Source organism: Streptomyces sp. NPDC088766 (genome assembly GCF_044750845.1).
Classification (GTDB): Bacteria; Actinomycetota; Actinomycetes; order Streptomycetales; family Streptomycetaceae; genus Streptomyces.
The window spans coordinates 1-17,487 of record NZ_JBIVKQ010000007.1 but is presented as its reverse complement, the minus strand read 5'-3'; the positions used below and the strand labels follow the sequence as shown (position 1 = coordinate 17,487).

Sequence of the window (17,487 nt, the reverse complement as noted above, 5' to 3'; positions counted from 1 at the left end):
CCCGTTCGGCCGGACCACGTGCGCAATCCGCCGCAATCGTCGAGCGCCGCCGGGCTCGGCAAGAACATCCTGGGTCTCCGACAAGCACAGATGGAGGACGGCATGACGCTCAGGCTCATCGGGACGACCAGCGACGACGGTGACTGTCCCACCCTGTACGACATCGAGGGCACCGACGAGATCCTCGTACAGGGTGAGCGTGAGACCGACCCCGGGCACCTGGCGCAGTTGCGTGACGTGAAGGAGACCGAGACCTTCGTTCGCGTCCCGCGCAGCCTGCTGACGCGGTTCTCGCCACGGAGTGATGCTCCCGAACTCCAGCCGTTCTCGTCGATCGCGGACCTGTTCCACAGCTTCAGGCACACCGCTTGGCGCCTGGAGACCCGTCGGGGATACGCCTCCGACCGCAACAGCCCCAAGTGGGCCCGGTTCCTCGCAGGCGAGGACATCGCCCGCGACCCGGACAACGCCTGGCGTGAGAACGTCCGGGCTCAGACGACTCTCGGCAAGCGGTTCGAACGCGTGCGACTCGTCGACGAACCGGCCACTCAAGGGCAGGAGTTCCTCCTCGCCAGCGCTCCCGGCAACATCGGCGCGGGCGAGGACATTCGTATCCTGAGCCGTAACCGCGCTCAGGAAATGCGTCTGCCGAACCACGACTTCTGGCTCTTCGACTCCAGGATTCTCGTCCGCTTCGCGTTCGACGACGAGGACACGACGCTGGGTGTGTACGTCACCGAGGACCCTGCCGAGGTCCTCGCCGCATGCCAAGCGCGGGATGCCGCCTGGCACCATGCGGTGCGTGCCGAGGAGTTCGCCGGGCGGGTACGTTCCACCGTGTGAGCACGGACTACCAGACCGCCAGAGAAGCCCTCGGCGCGCGACTGCGTGAACTACGCGCCGAGGCCGGTCTGGACGGCAAAACCATCGCTTCCCGGCTCGGCTGTCAGCCCTCGAAGGTCTCACGCCTCCAGAACGGCAGACAAACCCCGTCCGCAGCCGACTTGACCGCATGGGCGCACGCCTGCGGGCAACCGGACGTAGAGGCTGAGCTTCAAGGGCTGCGTGCCGGACTGGAGTCGAGGCAGCGGCATCGCTCGTGGCGTCGTCAGTTGGCCGGCGGGCATCGTGGCCGCCAGGAGATCGCGGTCCGGCAGACCGAGGCCACGAGGGCGATCCGCGGCCTGGAGGTGTCACGTATTCCAGGGCTGTTCCAGACTCCGGAGTACGCCCGCGCCATTTTCGACGCCAACGCCGAGTTCCGGGGCATCACCCCGACCACCGAGGCCGCCGTCGAGGCCCGGATGCGCCGCCAAGAGGCACTGTACGACCCCACGAAGACGTTCCGGTTTCTCGTGTGCGAGGCCGCCTTGTATCACCGTTCGTGCCCGGCAAACGTCATGGCCGAGCAATTGGATCGGTTGTACAACCTGGTGGGCCGGCGCCGGATCGAACTCGGCATCCTGCCCTTCGGGGCACAACTCCGCCGGACGGCGCCACACGCCTTCTGGATCTACGACCGCAGACTGGTCATCGTCGAAACGATCAGTGAGGAGTTGTGGCTCACCGGCGAGGACGACCTACAACTGTACGAACGGGCGTGGGACTGGCTTGCGGAGTCGGCAGAGTTCGGAGCACCGGCGCGCCGCCTGATCGGCCGAGCGCGAGCGTCTTTGGACCTCCCGTAGGCAATCTCCGGTAAATGCCGGGAGCGGATCCGCAATCGCGCGCAATCAGCAAGCAGGCGCGCAATTGCGCCGACTAACGTCCCGGTCATGGCTACGAAGCCCACTGCCACGGCAGTCACTCGAAGCGCCGAGGTCAGGACGCCTCAGCAGACTTACAGCGCCACCGCGCCCGACATGCCGTCACTTGGCGAGTGTCTCGTACGGTCGGCGGTCGGTCTGCGCGACCGCATCGCCGTGAAGGCTCTCGTCGAAGAAGAGCAGCTCCTCACACGGGACAACGTTCGTACGGCGCTCGTGGCGAAGCAGAACGGTGTCATGATCTGCCGGTGGGAGGGGATGGCCGGACGTCTCTACACCCTCGGACTGAGCGAAAGCGAACGCGCTTTTCTCGGACTTGTTTTGTCCATTGTGGGCCTGAGGCACAGTTACCTCTCCACCGTGGAGTTTCTCGACGAGCGCCGCTTGCAGATCGTGCTCCGGGCTATCACGCGTCTGGCCGGTGAGGGCCGGAGCGGAATCGCCATGCTCTCTTGAGCTGCCTGGGCAGCGTTCGCCAATCGTGCGCGCAGTCGTATGAGATTTCGCGCTGAACACGGTGCCGCCTTTTGGCGCGGCTCGCAGCGCGACGTAAGCCCCTCTACTGGCCAAGTCACATGCACAGAAGTCCAGGAGAGGACTCCCGAATGATTCTTCAACTGTGAGGTGAATCAGTGCTGCCCGAAAAACAGCCGCACATCGAAGAACCTTGCGACACCACTCACATCAAGGAGGCCACCCCATGACCGTCACAGCTGTAGCCGCCGAGACGCGCACCGGCCGCTCCCTCGTCACCGAGGCCGAGTTCGAGATGCTCGCCGCCTTCTGCGCGGACGAGTACGGCCTGGAGCGCTGTGTCGCCGATCGGGTCGTCGACCAGGCACTCGCCCTGGTCTTCGTCATGGGCACCAGCGGTGAGGGCGCAAGCATGGCTCCCTCGCAACAGGTGGACCCCGGGTGGCACACGCTCATCCTGCACACCGTCTGGTACGCCGAGTGGTGCCGACGAAGCTTCGGGTACTTCCTGCACCACCAGCCCAACTCCAAGGTCCGCACCCGCGGCCTGATGGTCGACGTGGTGGGCAGGTTGCGCGCCGCGGGCTTCGAGGTCGACGAACGGCTGTGGGGTACGGCCGCCGAGTGCAACGCGCCCGCCTGCTGCGGTGACGGGCCCTGCTGCTGACGTCTTCCTCACTCCGCCCCGGGCGGGGCGGCCGCGATCGGGGCGCCCCGCCCACCCCACCTCCCGAGAACGGACCCCCTCGTGTCCCTGATCGAGTTGGCCGCGAGCAGCCGGGTGACGGTCTTCCCCCTCGATGCACTCACCGTCGCCTACACGACCCGGTCCGGCGACGAGCGCGGTCTGGGGGAGATCGGGCTCGTCGCGATCGTCGACGAGCACAGCGAAGGCGAGGAGTTGTGGCGTCTCGCACGGGACCTGGGCGGTCGCACCCAGGAAGCAGACCAGGCCCGGTGGATCCTGACCCAGGCGAGCCGCGCCAGGACGGTCCGGGCGTACGTGGACCTGCCCGGTGCGCGGTGGACGGCCCACATCCGTCGGCGTTTCGTGCTGGGGACGCTCTTCGCGAACCACGACATCCTGATGACCGGCCGGATTGCCCTGCCCGATCTCTGAACGACCGGCCACCGCGTCAGGTGTTGCGGCGCTGCGCGCCGGGTCGTCCGTCGGAGACCTCCTGAGTCGGCGCACGGGCCGAGGATCTCCGAGCGGACGAACAGGACCGACGGCACGGCCGTGTCGTCCGAGAGGACACAGCGGCGCCCCATGGCAGTGGTTCGTCGGCTGGATGCCGACCGTCCCGCGCCGGCGATCGCGCTGCGGCGATCGCGCTCCGCTTCCGTGCCCGGTCCGAGCAACGGGCGGCCTCAGCCGGGAAAGGAGCGGGCGAGGCCGGCCAGGTTCTGCGGGCAGGCCCATACGTCACGCGTCATCCGGCCCTCGTACCAGGACTGCGCCCCCTCGTCATCGGGCCACAGCCCCTCATCGGCCAGGTCCGCTTCGTGGGCGGCGTCCCGCTCCGGATGGGCCAGCATCTCCAGGACCCACCGGAAGTGGTCCGACTCGGCGTCGAGCAGGATCTCGTCGCACGGGTGTTCCTCATGTGCGCAGGACGTCTGCCCCAGGGCGCGTTCGACGGCGCCCATCGCCGCCGACACCCGGGCCTCGGCCGCCGCGTCCGGGCGGGCGTACACCACGTAAGGGCCTGTCAGCATCAGCCCGAGGGTCCACAGGGCGGTGTCCGGGCCGCCGGCCGCCACGCTCGCCTCAAGGTTCTCCGCGCAGGCCCGTACCATTGCGGCCGCATCGCCGAGGTAGTAGCCGTGCCGGATGTCGTCCCACTCCCTGATCAGGTCGTCCCACTCGGCCGGGGTGGTGGGCGCCGGAGCGGGGGGCGGCCCGTCGTCGTGCCGGTCTTCGAACGTCTCTGCACTGGCCATGCCCAGAGGATGACATGAGGTCCTGACACTCCGTCCGTCCAGGTCCTGCTCCGTGCGTCCGGCGGCGGTCGGTACCGCCGGCTCCTCCCCCGGTCCGTCGCCACCGCCGGCGGATCTGCCGTGGGTCGGCGGCGGCCCCGCCGACGGGGACGTCCCGTCGGCCGGGAGGGACATGCCGTCGGCCGGGGGCTCGGTCAGGCCGTGCGGGTCGCCAGTTCCGCGCGGCCGAACAGCAGGGCGTAGCCGGGCGGGAGTTGGGCGAGGACGCGGTCGGTGAGGGCGTCGCCGATCCGGGGTGGCAGGACGCCGAGGACCGAGCCGGCGTGCCAGCGGGCCGTGGTGGGGGTGGCGCCCTCGATGCGCGTCGCCACCGCGTCGACGAACTCGCGCGCCGAGCGGGGGCGGGGCTCCGGGATGCGGGACGCGATCAGCCCGGCCGCCTCCTTCGGGAGCGTGCGGGCCAGGGCCACCCGCTCGTCGCCGGTCACCTGGCCGCCCAGTTCGGAGAGGACCGCGCGGGTGACGCGTTCGGCCTCGGCGGCGGTCGGGTACTGGCCCGACTCCCTTACCGCGGTGACCAGTTCGGTCCAGGCTCTCCGGTCGTCGTCTCCTGCCGCCGTCGCGCGTACGGACCGCTGCGGGGCCGGGATCACCGTTCTCGGCGTCTGCGCGGTGGTCGTCGCGGTCGTCGTCATCGTTCGGGCTCCTCCTCCAGGTGCGGGCCGGTCGGGTGCGGGCCGGTGGGATGCGGTGGGGTACAGCGAGGGGCGGGCGCGCCCCGTGGCCCCGAGTCGGGTCTCGGGGCCACGGGGTCACGGGGTGCGGCGCGGGGCCACGGGGTGCGGCGCGGGGCCACGGGGTGCGGCGCGGGGCGTCAGCCGCTGATCTGCCTGCGGCCTTCGCCGCCGCCGGAGATCTGGATGCGGCGCGGCTTGGCCTGCTCGGCCACGGGGATGCGCAGGGTCAGGACGCCGGCCTCGTACGAGGCGTCGATCCGTTCCGTGTCCAGGGTGTCGCCGAGGAAGAGCTGGCGGGTGAAGGTGCCCGTCGGGCGCTCGGCGACGATCAGCTCCGCGCCCTCGGGGGCGGGGGTGCGGCGCTCGGCGCGGACGCTGAGGACGTTGCGTTCGACGTCCAGCTCGATCGTCTCGGGGTCGATGCCGGGGAGGTCGAAGTGGACGAGGAAGTCGTCCCCCGAACGGTAGGCGTCCATCGGCATGGCGGCGGGGCGGTTGCCGGTCCCCGTGGCGGTGTTGGTACCAAAGACCTGCTGCGCGAGTCGGTCGAATTCGCGGAAGGGGTCGGTACGCATGAGCATCACAGTCCACTCCTCTCGTCAGATCTGTCGGTGCGATGCCCTACGACTTCTTATATAGCCCGAAGGAGGAAACTTGACAAGCCTCGACTCAGGTTGGGGGCGATTCGTGGTGCGCGCATAGCCTCTGGGTGACTTCGGGGGACGTGATGCGTGGAGGCAGTGATGGCGAAGGTTCCCAGTTCGGTGATCGCCGCGGGCGGGCTCGTCGGCGGGTACGGCGTGGCCCGGTGGACGAAGAAGCGGCCGCTCGGCGGGGCCGTGCTCGCCGTGGCGGGGGCCGCGGCGGCGCAGCAGTGGCGGCAGCGGGCGGGCGGCAGGGCGGCGGGCGCGCTGGGCGTGGCGTACGTCGCCGCGTTCGCCGGGTCGCATCCGCTGGCCAAGAAGGTGGGCGCCTGGCCGTCGGTGTTCGGGGTCGCGGGCGCCGTCGCCCTGGCCTCCTGGGCGGTCGCGGACCGTCGGGGCTGACCCGGCCGGGCTCAGGCCGGAGAATTCAGGACCACGCCGCAGGCCCGGCCCGCAGGCCCCGCCCGCAGGCACCGGCCGGTGCGGGGCCGCTCCCCCGGACGGTGCCCGCAGGCCGCGGCGGGGCCGCGCCCCGTCGGGCACGGTCCCGCCGTACAGCGGCTCTCAGGCGTCCACCGTGGGGTGACGGAGCCCCGTGGAGGGTGTGAGGTCCCTCAGGCCCCCGGGGTTTCCTCCGCCGTCGCGACCCCCATCGCCGGGCGGGGCCTCGCCGCCGCCGTCAGCGGCTTGGCGATGTCCTCCAGGGAGCGTCCCTCGGCCCGCACCGCGAGGAACGCGGCGACCAGGCCCGCCGCGCACATCAGGGCCGCGCCGATCTGGAAGGCGAGGACCGTGTCGCCGACCCGGCCCGTGCCGGTGAGGTCGGCGAACAGCAGGGGGCCGCTGATGCCGCCCGCGGCGGTGCCGAGGGCGTAGAAGAAGGCGATGGACATGGCGCGGGTCTCCATCGGGAAGATCTCGGAAACCGTGAGGTAGGCGCTGGAGGCGCCCGCGGAGGCGAAGAACAGCACCGCGCACCAGCAGGCCGTCATGGTGGTCGCGCTCAGCGCGCCGTGGTCGAACAGCCAGGCCGTGCCGAACAGCAGCAGGCCGGAGAGCAGGTACGTCGACGAGATCATGATCCGGCGGCCGACGGTGTCGAAGAGCTTGCCCAGCAGCAGCGGGCCGAAGAAGTTGCCGAGGGCGATCACGGCGAAGTAGTAGCCGGTGTGGCCGGTCGGCACGTCGAAGAACGTGGTGAGGATCGCGCCGAAGCCGAAGGTGATCGCGTTGTAGAGGAAGGCCTGCCCGATGAAGAGGGAGAAGCCGAGGACCGCGCGCCGGCGGTAGTCGGAGAAGACCGTGCGGCCGATCTCCAGGAAGGAGACGCTGCGGCGCTGGTGGATGGTGAGTTCGCCCTCGGCCGCCGGCAGCGGCCCGCCCCGCTCGGCCTCGATCCGCCGCTCGATGGAGGAGACGATCTCCTCCGCCTCCCGGTCCCGGCCGTGGATCAGCAGCCACCGCGGGCTCTCCGGGACGTGGCGCCGTACGAGGAGGATGACCAGGGCGAGGACGGCGCCGAGCGCGAACGTCAGGCGCCAGCCCACGTTCGCCGCGAACAGGTCCGTGTTCAGCGCGACGATCGACAGCAGCGAACCGCCGACCGCGCCCAGCCAGAAACTGCCGTTGATCATCAGGTCGACGCGGCCCCGGTACTTGGCGGGGATCAGCTCGTCGATCGCGGAGTTGATCGCCGCGTACTCGCCGCCGATGCCGAAGCCGGTGAGGAAGCGGAAGAGCAGGAACCACCAGGTGTCGAAGGAGACCGCGGTCAGCGCGGTCGCCGCCAGATAGACCGCCAGCGTGATCATGAAGAGTTTTTTGCGCCCCCAGCGGTCCGTCAGGCGCCCCCAGATCAGCGCGCCGAGACAGGCACCCGCCACGTACAGGGCGGCGGCGATGCCGGTGACCTGCCCGGAGGTGATGGGCAGGCCGCTGCCGGGCTCCGACAGCCGCCCGGCGATGTTGCCGACGACCGTGACCTCGAGGCCGTCGAGGATCCACACGGTGCCGAGACCGATCACGATCGTCCAGTGCCAGCGTGACCACGGGAGGCGGTCCAGACGAGCGGGGATGTTCGTCGTGATGGTTCGGCCGGTCTCGGCCTGTGCGGTGGTGGCCATGGGCTCCCTCCTCGTCCAGCGGAACCACCATCAGGTTCCCCGGGGAGATGCCGCTACGCCCCCGCCCCGCCCGACCGCCGCTACGCCCCCAGCGCGTGGGCCACCGTGTAGATCAGCAGGCCCGCCAGCGAGCCGACCACCGTGCCGTTGATACGGATGAACTGCAGGTCACGGCCGATGTGCGCCTCGATCTTGCGGGTGGTGTGCTCGGCGTCCCAGCCGGCCACGGTGTCGGTGATCAGCAGGGTGATCTCCTTGCGGTACGTCGACACCACGTGCACCGCCGCGCTCTCCACCCAGTTGTCGACCTTGCCCTGCACCTTCTGCTCGGTCGCCATCCGCGACCCCAGCGACAGCAGCGCGGCCCGCACCCGCAGCCGCAGCTCGCTGCGCTCGTCCTCGGCCGCGGAGACGATCATCGCGCGTACGGCCGTCCAGACGGACGCGATGAGGTCCTGGACCTCGCCGCGGCCCAGCACCTCGCTCTTGAGCCGCTCCACCTTCGCGCGGGTGTCGGTGTCGGACTGCAGGTCGGCGGCGAAGTCGCGCAGGAAGCGGTCCAGGGCGCCACGGGCCGGGTGGGACGGCATGTCCCGCATCTCCACGCAGAAACGCAGCAGCTCCTTGTAGACCCGCTCGCCGATCCGCTTGTCGACGAACCGGGGCGTCCAGCCGGGCGCACCGCCCTGCACCGCGTCCATCACCGAGTCGGAGTGCAGCACCAGCCAGTCGTGCGCCCGCCCCACCACCAGGTCGACGGCCCGCCGGTGACCGCCGTCCGCGACGACCTTCTCCAGCATCTTGCCCATGCCCGGCGCGATCTCCTGGGCGTCCGCCCGCCGCGTGATCGCCTCCCCGACCACCGCCTGCACGTCGGAGTCCCGCAGCACGGTCAGCGCGCCCCGCAGCGCCGTCGCCAGCTCCGCCGTCACCCGCTCCGCGTGCTCCGGCTGCGCCAGCCAGGTCCCCAGCCTGCTGCCGATGCCGACCGCGCGCAGCCGCTGCCGCACGACCTCGCCGGACAGGAAGTTCTCGCCGACGAACTCGCCCAGGGAGACGCCCAGCTGGTCCTTCTTCGTGGGGATGATCGCCGTGTGCGGGATGGGCAGGCCCAGCGGACGGCGGAACAGGGCGGTGACGGCGAACCAGTCGGCCAGCGCGCCCACCATGCCCGCCTCGGCCGCCGCCGCCACGTATCCCGCCCAGGCACCGGCACCCCGGTGGGAGGCCCACTCGGCGAGGACGTACACCACCGCCACGAACACCAGCAGCCCGGCCGCGGTGAGCTTCATGCGCCGCACCCCGCGCTGCCGCTCCTCGTCGGCGGCGCTGAAGACGTTCATGGCGCGCGCCGCGGGCGCCGCCCCGTCCTGTGTTCCCTTGCGTTCCATCCGCTCCACCCGTTCCCGGTCCCCCGTGACCCGCACGCCGCCATTGTCCCCACCTGTCCGACTCCTGGAACGAAACAGGAGTTCCCGGCGTCTGTCAGGTGGGGGAGTTCAACGGTGATCTCCTGAATGTTCCGTCGGAGCCTCGCCGCTCCCTCGTCCGAGGAGACACACGCCCGCATGACCAGGCCTGACGGCGGGGGTCCCGGGGTGCCCCGTGCCCGCCACCACGCCCGCCAGCACGCCCTCCTGTCCGCGATCCTCGCCGTGATCGTGGGCCTCTCGGCCGCCGTGTACGCCGGGGTCGACGCCGGGGACGGCGGGCGCCGCCGCGACGACGTCCTCGCCGCCTCCCGCACCGGCCACCGCTCCGCCGCGGCCGCCTCCACCGGCGTGTGGGTCGGCAGCTGGGCCGCCGCCCCGTCCGGCGGCGAACCCCTCACCGACACCGACGGCACGGCGGGACGCACGGTGCGCAACGTCGTCCACACCAGCGTCCCGGGGACGAGTGCCCGCATCACGCTGTCCAATCTCTACGGCACCGGCCCGCTGACCGTGAGCGCCGCCACCCTCGCCGTCGCGGCGGACGACGACAGCGCGGCCGCCGACCCCGCCACCCTGCGCCGCCTCACCTTCGGCGGCCGCCCGGCGATCACGATCCCGGCGGGCGGACAGGCCGTCAGCGACGCCGCCCCGCTCGCCGTCCCCGGCGACACCGACGTCCTGATCAGCCTCCACACCCCGGACTCCGCGGGCCCGGTCACCTTCCACCACCGGGCCCGGCAGACGAGTTACGTCGCCGACGGCGAGCACACCGGCGACGTGACCGGAGCCCCGTACACCGGGCGGATCACCTCCTGGCGCCACGTCACCGCACTGGACGTCCTCAGCACCGAGGCCGACGGCACCGTCGTCGCCTTCGGCGACTCCATCACCGACGGCGTCACCTCCACCCCCGGCGCCGACCGCCGCTGGCCCGACGTCCTCTCCGACCGGCTCCGCGCCTCCCGCACCGACGGCGGGTACGCCCCGCGCTACGGCGTCGTCAACGCCGGCATCAGCGGCAACCGCGTCCTCGCCGACGGCCAGGGCCGGCCGGCCGCCAACCCCAGCGGCCTGAACCGCTTCGACCGCGACGTCCTCGGCCGGCCGAACGTCCGGGCCGTCGTCATCGACCTCGGCGTCAACGACATCCTCCGCTCCCGCGACACCGCCGACCCCGACGCCGTCCTCGACGGCCTGCGCACCCTGGTCCGCCGCGCCCACGCCCACGGCGTCAAGGCCGTCGGCACCACCCTGCTCCCCTTCCGCGGCCACCGCGGCTACACCGACGCCCGCGAGGACGTGCGGCAGGCGATCAACGCGGCGATCCGGTCCGGCTCGGTCTACGACACGGTCGTGGACGTCGACCGGGTGATGCACGACCCGTACGACCCCCGGCGGCTGCGCTCGGAGTACGACTCCGGCGACCACCTCCACCCCAGCGACCGGGGATACCGGAAGATGGCCGAACTGATCGAGTGGGAGCAGCTCAGGGGAGCGGAACGGGCGGAGTTGTAGCCCGCCCGGAGCCGCCTCGGGCGGCGCACCCGCCGCGGTCGGCCTGCCGGCTGCCGGCCTCAGTGCCCCAGGTGGCGCCGCCTGTCCCGGCCCCGGGACAGCTCCCGCTCCTCGCGGTCCCGCCTGCGCTTGCGTTCGACGCCGACCCCGCCCCAGAAGGCGAACCCGGTGACCACCACCCGCGGAGCGCCCGGCGCGGCCGGCACCCCCTGCTCCCGGTGGTCGAAGCCGCCCATGATCCCGATCCCCCGCACCACGACCTCGACGCCGGGCGGCACCACGACGTTCACCCCGCCCATGACGGCGACGCAGTTGATCACGACCTCGCCGGCCGCGAAATCCGCCTCGCGCAGATCGAGCTCACCACCGCCCCAGAAGGCGAAGGCGGTGAACCGGCGGGGCACCGTCCACCGCCCCTTGCGCTGGAAGCCGGACATGACGGCAACGGCCCACGCGGACGACCCCTCGCCGCCCGTGATCCGCCCGGCCCACGCCCCGGCCTCCTCCCCCCGCTCCTCGGACTTGTGCAGCGACACGGCGGGCGGCACGGCGGCCCCCGCCGCCGGCAGGTCACGCGTGAGCGGCGTCAGCTCGCCGTAGGTCCGCGCCCGGTACGTCGCGTCCAGCCGCTCCTCGAACTCCGCCATGTCGAGCCGGCCCTCGGCGAGGGCGTCCCGCAGGACCTCGGCGACACGCTCACGGTCGGCGTCGGAGGCGCGGAGGTCCGGGACTGCGTCGTCGGTCATGCACAGCAGCCTACGAGTTCCCCGCGCCCGGCACCACGGTCTCCCGGCCCGCGTACATGCGGCCGATCACCGCCTCGATGTCGGGCTCGCGCACCGACAGGTCCACCAGCGGGTACTCCGCCGCGATCCGCGCCACCAGCGGGGCCGCCGACCCCGACGCGGGGAAGGCCAGCCACTGGCGCGGCCCCTCCACCCGCACCACCCGCGCCGCGGGACCCGCGTCGATGGGCGGGAGCTCCCGCTCCAGGTCCACGACCAGGATCCGTTCGCTCTCCCCCGCCTCGTGCAGTCCCGCGAGCGGACCGTCGTACACCATGCGCCCGTGGTCGATGACCATCACGCGGGAGCAGAGCCGCTCGATGTCCTGGAGGTCGTGGGTGGTGAGCAGGACCGTCGTGCCGCGCCCGGCGTTCAACTCGCCCAGGAACTCCCGCACCCTCGTCTTGGACACGACGTCGAGTCCGATCGTCGGCTCGTCGAGGTAGAGGACCTCGGGGTCGTGCAGCAGCGCCGCCGCGATGTCGCCGCGCATCCGCTGGCCGAGCGACAGCTGCCGCACCGGCACCTCCAACAACGCCTCCAGGTCGAGGAGTTCGACGAGCCGGTCGAGGTTCTCCCGGTAACGGGCGTCCGGGATGCGGTACATGCGGTGCGCGAGCCGGTAGGAGTCGACCAGCGGGAGGTCCCACCACAGCGACGTCCGCTGCCCGAACACCACCCCGATGCGGTGCGCGAGCCGGGTCCGTTCCCGGGCCGGGTCGATGCCCGCCACCCGCAGCCGGCCGGCGCTCGGCGTGAGGATGCCCGTCAGCATCTTGATCGTCGTCGACTTCCCGGCACCGTTCGGCCCGATGTAGCCGACGATCTCGCCGCGCGCCACGGTGAACGACAGCCCGTCCACCGCCCGCACCCGCCGCCGCTCGCGCCGCAGGAAGCCGGTGCGCCTGCGCACCTCGAAGACCTTCTCGACACCGTCGAGTTCAATGAACGCGTCCACCACGACTCCCACTGGTTCCCCGTCAGTTCCCCGTGCTCCGGTACGACCTCAGCCCCGCCCGCCAGGCCAGCCCCGCCGCCGCGCAACAGGCCGCCGCCACCAGCGGCGGGGCGCCCGCCGCCCACCCCGGCAGGCCCAGCGGGTACGGCCGCCCCAGCACGTACGCGGCCGGCACCCAGTTCACGAAGGCCAGCGGGAACACGAACGTCACCGCGCGCACCAGCTCCCTGCCGAACACCGTCGGCGGGTACTGCAGCAGCGTCTGGCCGCCGTACGTGAACGCGCTCTGCACCTCCGCCGCGTCCTGCGCGACGAACTGGAACGCGGCCCCCGCCACCAGCACCGCCCCGAAGATCGCCGCACCGCTGACCACCGTCACCGGCACCAGCAGCACCCTGGCCGGCGTCCAGTCGACGTCCACCGCCGCCAGTGCGTACCCCAGCACCAGCACCCCCTGCGTGATCCGGGAGACCCGGCGCAGCGCGAACCGGTCCGCCGCCACCTGCGCCAGCACCGGCGCCGGACGCACCAGCAGCGTGTCGAGCGTGCCGTCCCGCACCCGCGAGCCCAGCCGGCCCGCCGAGCCGATCATCAGGTCCGCGATCCCGAACGAGGTCGCGGACAGGCCGTACAGGAAGGCCACCTCCGGCAGCGAGTAGCCGCCGAGCACGTCGATCCGCGAGAACATCAGCAAGATCGCGACAAAGTCCAGACCCGTCACCAGCAGCCCGCTCAGCAGCGTCATCGCGAACGACAGCGGGTAGGCCGTCATCGAACGGATCCACATCCCCGCGATCAGCCGGTACGCCCGCAGCCCCTCCCGCGCCCGGCCCGTCGCCCGGTCCGCCCCGCGCGCCCCGTCCGCCTCCCGCACCCGGCCCGCCTCAGCCACCCTGCACCACCACCCGCCGCGTCGCCGCCGCCTGCACCACCCGCCCCAGCGCCAGCAGCACCACCGCCCACCCCGCCTGGAAGGCGTACGTCCCCCACGCCGAGGCCTCCCCCATCAGCAGGTCCGCCGGCATCTGGAGCATCGCCGACCACGGCAGCGCCCGCACGATCTGGCCCAACGGCTCCGGGAACGCGTTCAGCGGCAGCGCCATGCCGGTGCAGAACATCCCCGTCACCACCAGCATCTGGAGCGCCCCCGTGCCGTCCAGCAGCCAGAAACCGCTCAACGCCACCAGGAACCGGATGCCGAAACTCACCACCGCCGCCAGCGGCAGGGCCACCAGGAACCGCAGCCACGACCAGGGGTCGGCGGGCAGCGCCGTCGGGAAGACCAGCGCCCCGAACACGAACGGGACCACCCCCCGGCCCAGCAACTGGAACAGCGAGCGCCCCAGGTCGGTGGCCAGCCACCACAGCTGCAGATCGGCCGGGCGGTACAGGTCGATCGCCACCGCACCCGAACGGACGCGTTCCATCAACTCCGCCTCGAAACCGCCGCCCTGCATCGCGAGCGTCGCGAACAGCGCCTGCCCCAGCCAGACGTACGTCACCGCCTGCGCCTGGTCGTAGCCGCCCAGCTGCGGCCGCTCGTCCCACAACGCCAGATATGTGTAGGCGAGGATCAGGCCGAAAACCGTGTTGGTGAACACCCCCGCCGCCGTCGCCGCACGGTAGGTCGCGTACCTTCTGAAACCCCCCGCCGCCACGGCCGCGTACAAGCGCACCGAACCCACGGCACCAGCCCTCCTCACCCGCGGCGACCCCGCGCCCGTCCCGCCACGGCGGCGAAGCGCAGGAGCCTAGTGGGCGGGCTTCCTCGCGCGCCACGCGATTTCCGGGCACCTCTCCGGCACGGGGCGCGTGTGGCACAACACGCGCCGATTGCCGGGAACGGAACGCAGGGTGCGAGAGTCTTCAACAGGGGGCGCAGAACGTGTACGACACGTACGGCCACGTACGAGGCGAATCAGGAGTCCGAGCAACACATGAGCGACGAGCCGCAGCCGAAGCAGCCGACCGAGGACCGGGCGACCGGCACACCGGAGGCGGCCGGCACACCCGAGGCTGCCGGTCCACCGAAGGCGGCGCGCGGGACCGGGGACGGACGCGAGGCCGGAAACGCACCGGAACCCCCGGCGGCCCGGAAGTCCGAGGGCGGACAAGAACCCCGGGCGGCCCGGAAGACCGGGGATACACCGGAACCCCCGGCGGCCCGGAAGACCGGGGGCGGACAAGAACCCCGGGCCGTGCGGGAGACCGAGGACACCCGGGAACTCCGGGCGGTGCAAAAGACCGGCGCCGGCCGGGAGACCGAGGCGCCACGTGAAATCCGGGCCGCACAAGGCCCCGCGGCTGCCCGAGCGGCCCGAGCCGCCCGAGCCGCCCAGGCAGCGCGCACCACCGGGGCGATCGGTGCAGCCGGTGCAGCCGGTGCAGCCGGTGCAGCCGGTGCAGCCGGTCGTCCCGAGGCGGACCGTACGTCCGAGGCCGCCGGTGTCCCCGGGGCACGCCGGACCGCCGACACGGCCCACCGGCCCAAGGCGGCACACACCCCCACCCCGGCCCGCGCCGCCGGAACGGCCGGCGCACCCGCGGCGGCCGGCGCACCCGCGGCGGCCGGCGCACCCACGGCGGCCCGCACCCCCGAGGCGCCCGGCACGCCCGACACGCCCGGTGCGCCCCAGGCGGCGAGCGCCGCCGACGCCGCCGGACCCAAGCGCCCGAAGCGGCCCAAGCGCACCGGCTGGCGCCGCCTCTTCCCCACCTGGCGCATGGTCCTCGGCACCTTCGTCCTCGCCGCGCTCGTCCTCGCCGGCCTGTTCTTCCTCGGCTACTCCATGGTGAAGATCCCGCCCGCCAACGCCCTCGCCACCAAGCAGAGCAACGTCTACCTCTACGCCGACGGCACCGAGATCGCCCGCGACGGCACCGTCAACCGCGAGAACGTCGACCTCTCCCAGATCTCCGAGGCCGCCCAGCACGCCGTCCTGGCCGCCGAGGACCGCGACTTCTACACCGAGTCCGCCATCGACCCCAAGGCGATGCTCCGGGCCGGCTGGAACACCGCCCTCGGCAAGGGCAAGCAGTCCGGCTCCACGATCACCCAGCAGTACGTGAAGAACTACTACCTCGCCCAGGAACAGACCGTCACCCGCAAGGTGAAGGAGTTCTTCATCTCCATCAAGCTGGACCGCGAGACCTCCAAGGACAACATCCTCGAGGGCTACCTCAACACCAGCTACTTCGGCCGCAACGCCTACGGCATGCAGGCCGCCGCCAAGGCCTACTACGGCGTCGACGCCGCCGAGCTCACCGCCGCCCAGGGCGCCTACCTCGCCGCCCTGGTCAACGCGCCCAGCGAGTACGACGTCATCGCCCACCCCGAGAACCGCAAGGCCGCCGAGGCCCGCTGGAACTACGTGCTCGACGGCATGGTCACCAAGGGCTGGCTCAGCCAGGCCGACCGCACCGGACTGACCTTCCCCACCCCCAAGGAGACCTCCGGCGCCGACAACGGCATGTCCGGCCAGCGCGGCTACCTCGTCACCGCCATCAAGGACTACCTGCGCACCAACAAGATCGCCACCGCCGACGAACTCGAAGCCGGCGGCTACCGCATCACCACCACCCTGGACAAGAAGAAGCAGGACGCCTTCGTCAAGGCCGTCGACGACCAGCTGATGGACAAGCTCGACCCGAAGAACCGCAAGGCCGACACCTACGTCCGCGCCGGCGGCGCCGCGGTCGAACCCAAGACCGGCAACGTCCTCGCCCTCTACGGCGGCATCGACTACGTCAAGCAGTACACCAACAACGCCACCCGCCGGGACTTCCAGGTCGGCTCCACCTTCAAGCCCTTCGTCCTCACCGCGGCCGTCGAGAACGACTCCGAGACCCAGGACCGCCGCCGCATCACCCCGGGCACCCTCTACGACGGCACCAACAAGCGCCCCGTACAGGGCTGGAGCGGCGAGACCTACGCACCCGAGAACGAGGACTACGTCAACTACGGCGACATCGACGTCCGTACCGCCACCGACAAGTCCGTGAACTCCGTGTACGCGCAGATGGCCGTCGACGTCGGCCCCGAGAAGGTCAAGCAGACCGCCGTCGAACTCGGCCTGCCCAGCGACACCCCCGACCTCAACCCCTACCCGTCGATCGCCCTCGGCACCGCCACCGCCAGCGTGCTGGACATGGCCGAGGCCTACGCCACCCTCGCCAACCACGGCCGGCACGGCACCTACACCCTCATCGACAAGATCACCAGGAACGGCGTCGACGTCCTCGACCTCCCCGAGCGCAAGACCTCCCAGGTCATCAGCCGCGAAGCCGCCGACACCACCACCTCGGTGCTGCGCAGCGTCGTCCAGAACGGCACCGCCACCGCGGCCCTCGCCGCCGGCCGCCCCGCCGCCGGCAAGACCGGCACCGCCGAGAAGGACACCGCCGCCTGGTTCGCCGGCTACACCCCCGACCTCGCCACCGTCGTCGCCGTCATGGGCCAGGACCCCGTCACCGCCGCCCACAAGCCGCTCTACGGCGCGATGGGCCTGCCCCGCATCAACGGCGGCGGCGCACCCACCCAGATCTGGGCCCAGTTCACCAGGAACGCCCTCAAGGGCACCCCCGTGAAGGACTTCACCCTCCGGCTCCAGGAGGGCTCCGCGGAAACCGCCTCCCCCTCCTCCGAGCCCTCCGCGGGCGAGCCGAGCGCGAGCAGCGAGGCCGACGGCTCCACCGGCGGCCAGAACACCCAGAACCCCGGAACGAGCCAGGGCGGCACCACCGGCGGCACCACCGACGGCAGCACCGGCGGCGGCACGACGACCGGCGGCACCCCCACCACCGGCGGCACCACCGACGGCAGCACCGGCGGAGACACCTCCACCGGCGCGACCACCGACGGAAGCACCTCGGACGGCAGCACCACCGGCACCCTGGGCGGCACCTTCCCCCAGCTCACGACCCGCCGGCCGGTCGAGGAGTGACCTGACCGCGCGGGTCCCGCCCCGGGGCGTGTTTCGAAAGTCCCGCCTGCCCTTCGGGCAGACGACGCTGCTTTCGAAACACGCCCTAGCTTGATCTTTAACGTGCGCCGTCGAACGGTGCGTCGTACTTGATCACTCGGTTCGGTAACTGCCGTACGTGGAAGC

Annotated in this window: 17 protein-coding genes; 8 read left to right on the top strand and 9 right to left on the bottom strand. The window is 71.9% G+C overall.

Annotated features, from left to right (window positions below; translation table 11 throughout):
• Positions 1-102: 102 nt before the first annotated feature.
• The 5 genes from ACIP5W_RS11905 (at position 103) to ACIP5W_RS11885 (ending at position 3,360) form a co-directional block, all read left to right on the top strand.
• A complete protein-coding gene (locus ACIP5W_RS11905; RefSeq protein WP_401470525.1) occupies positions 103-843 on the top strand; it encodes a DUF6879 family protein in 741 nt (246 codons plus the stop codon).
• The gene (locus ACIP5W_RS11900; protein ID WP_401470522.1) at positions 840-1,688 is read left to right on the top strand and encodes a helix-turn-helix domain-containing protein; all 849 of its coding nucleotides are present in this window, start codon (positions 840-842) and stop codon (positions 1,686-1,688) included. Before ACIP5W_RS11905 ends, ACIP5W_RS11900 begins: the two co-directional genes overlap by 4 nt.
• An 87-nt stretch (positions 1,689-1,775) precedes the next feature.
• The gene (locus ACIP5W_RS11895; protein WP_401470519.1) at positions 1,776-2,222 is read left to right on the top strand and encodes a hypothetical protein; all 447 of its coding nucleotides are present in this window, start codon (positions 1,776-1,778) and stop codon (positions 2,220-2,222) included.
• A 244-nt stretch (positions 2,223-2,466) separates the two neighbouring features.
• Positions 2,467-2,907: a hypothetical protein gene (locus tag ACIP5W_RS11890; RefSeq protein ID WP_401470516.1), complete on the top strand. Its 441-nt coding sequence runs from the start codon at positions 2,467-2,469 to the stop codon at positions 2,905-2,907.
• A gap of 81 nt (positions 2,908-2,988) precedes the next feature.
• Entirely contained in the window at positions 2,989-3,360 is a 372-nt protein-coding gene (locus ACIP5W_RS11885; RefSeq protein WP_401470513.1) for a hypothetical protein, read from the top strand.
• Positions 3,361-3,611: 251 nt separating this feature from the next.
• On the opposite strand, the gene ACIP5W_RS11880 is transcribed toward ACIP5W_RS11885, so the two are convergent.
• From ACIP5W_RS11880 to ACIP5W_RS11870, 3 genes are all read right to left on the bottom strand, one after another.
• Positions 3,612-4,184: a hypothetical protein gene (locus ACIP5W_RS11880; protein WP_401470510.1), complete on the bottom strand. Its 573-nt coding sequence runs from the start codon at positions 4,182-4,184 to the stop codon at positions 3,612-3,614.
• Positions 4,185-4,378: 194 nt separating this feature from the next.
• Positions 4,379-4,879: a DUF2267 domain-containing protein gene (locus ACIP5W_RS11875; protein ID WP_401470507.1), complete on the bottom strand. Its 501-nt coding sequence runs from the start codon at positions 4,877-4,879 to the stop codon at positions 4,379-4,381.
• A 179-nt stretch (positions 4,880-5,058) separates the two neighbouring features.
• A complete protein-coding gene (locus ACIP5W_RS11870) occupies positions 5,059-5,502 on the bottom strand; it encodes an Hsp20/alpha crystallin family protein (protein WP_401470505.1) in 444 nt (147 codons plus the stop codon).
• Between the two features lie 162 nt (positions 5,503-5,664).
• Between ACIP5W_RS11870 and ACIP5W_RS11865 the strand changes: the two genes are divergently transcribed.
• A complete protein-coding gene (locus ACIP5W_RS11865) occupies positions 5,665-5,967 on the top strand; it encodes a hypothetical protein (RefSeq protein ID WP_401470502.1) in 303 nt (100 codons plus the stop codon).
• Between the two features lie 212 nt (positions 5,968-6,179).
• On the opposite strand, the gene ACIP5W_RS11860 is transcribed toward ACIP5W_RS11865, so the two are convergent.
• Both ACIP5W_RS11860 and ACIP5W_RS11855 read right to left on the bottom strand, forming a co-directional pair.
• Positions 6,180-7,688, bottom strand: a complete 1,509-nt coding sequence (locus ACIP5W_RS11860) for an MFS transporter (RefSeq protein WP_401470499.1) — start codon at positions 7,686-7,688, stop codon at positions 6,180-6,182.
• An 80-nt stretch (positions 7,689-7,768) separates the two neighbouring features.
• A complete protein-coding gene (locus ACIP5W_RS11855) occupies positions 7,769-9,079 on the bottom strand; it encodes a DUF445 domain-containing protein (RefSeq protein WP_401471179.1) in 1,311 nt (436 codons plus the stop codon).
• Between the two features lie 177 nt (positions 9,080-9,256).
• Here ACIP5W_RS11855 and ACIP5W_RS11850 point away from each other — a divergent pair, with 177 nt between their 5' ends.
• Positions 9,257-10,636 (top strand): SGNH/GDSL hydrolase family protein, encoded by a 1,380-nt coding sequence (locus ACIP5W_RS11850; RefSeq protein WP_401470496.1) that lies wholly within the window; start codon positions 9,257-9,259, stop codon positions 10,634-10,636.
• A 59-nt stretch (positions 10,637-10,695) separates the two neighbouring features.
• Here ACIP5W_RS11850 and ACIP5W_RS11845 read toward each other — a convergent pair whose 3' ends face one another.
• The 4 genes from ACIP5W_RS11845 to ACIP5W_RS11830 are packed head-to-tail and all read right to left on the bottom strand — an operon-like array spanning position 10,696 to position 14,064.
• Entirely contained in the window at positions 10,696-11,382 is a 687-nt protein-coding gene (locus tag ACIP5W_RS11845; RefSeq protein ID WP_401470493.1) for a DUF1707 domain-containing protein, read from the bottom strand.
• Between the two features lie 10 nt (positions 11,383-11,392).
• Entirely contained in the window at positions 11,393-12,382 is a 990-nt protein-coding gene (locus tag ACIP5W_RS11840) for an ATP-binding cassette domain-containing protein (protein ID WP_401470490.1), read from the bottom strand.
• 19 nt (positions 12,383-12,401) lie between these two features.
• Positions 12,402-13,271, bottom strand: coding sequence for an ABC transporter permease (locus ACIP5W_RS11835; RefSeq protein ID WP_401470487.1), 870 nt, complete (start codon positions 13,269-13,271; stop codon positions 12,402-12,404).
• Complete coding sequence (locus tag ACIP5W_RS11830; RefSeq protein WP_401470484.1) at positions 13,264-14,064, bottom strand: ABC transporter permease; 801 nt, start codon at positions 14,062-14,064, stop codon at positions 13,264-13,266. The genes ACIP5W_RS11835 and ACIP5W_RS11830 overlap by 8 nt, the downstream gene beginning before the upstream one ends.
• A 513-nt stretch (positions 14,065-14,577) precedes the next feature.
• Here ACIP5W_RS11830 and ACIP5W_RS11825 point away from each other — a divergent pair.
• Positions 14,578-17,322 (top strand): transglycosylase domain-containing protein, encoded by a 2,745-nt coding sequence (locus tag ACIP5W_RS11825; RefSeq protein ID WP_401470481.1) that lies wholly within the window; start codon positions 14,578-14,580, stop codon positions 17,320-17,322.
• Positions 17,323-17,487 lie beyond the last annotated feature (165 nt).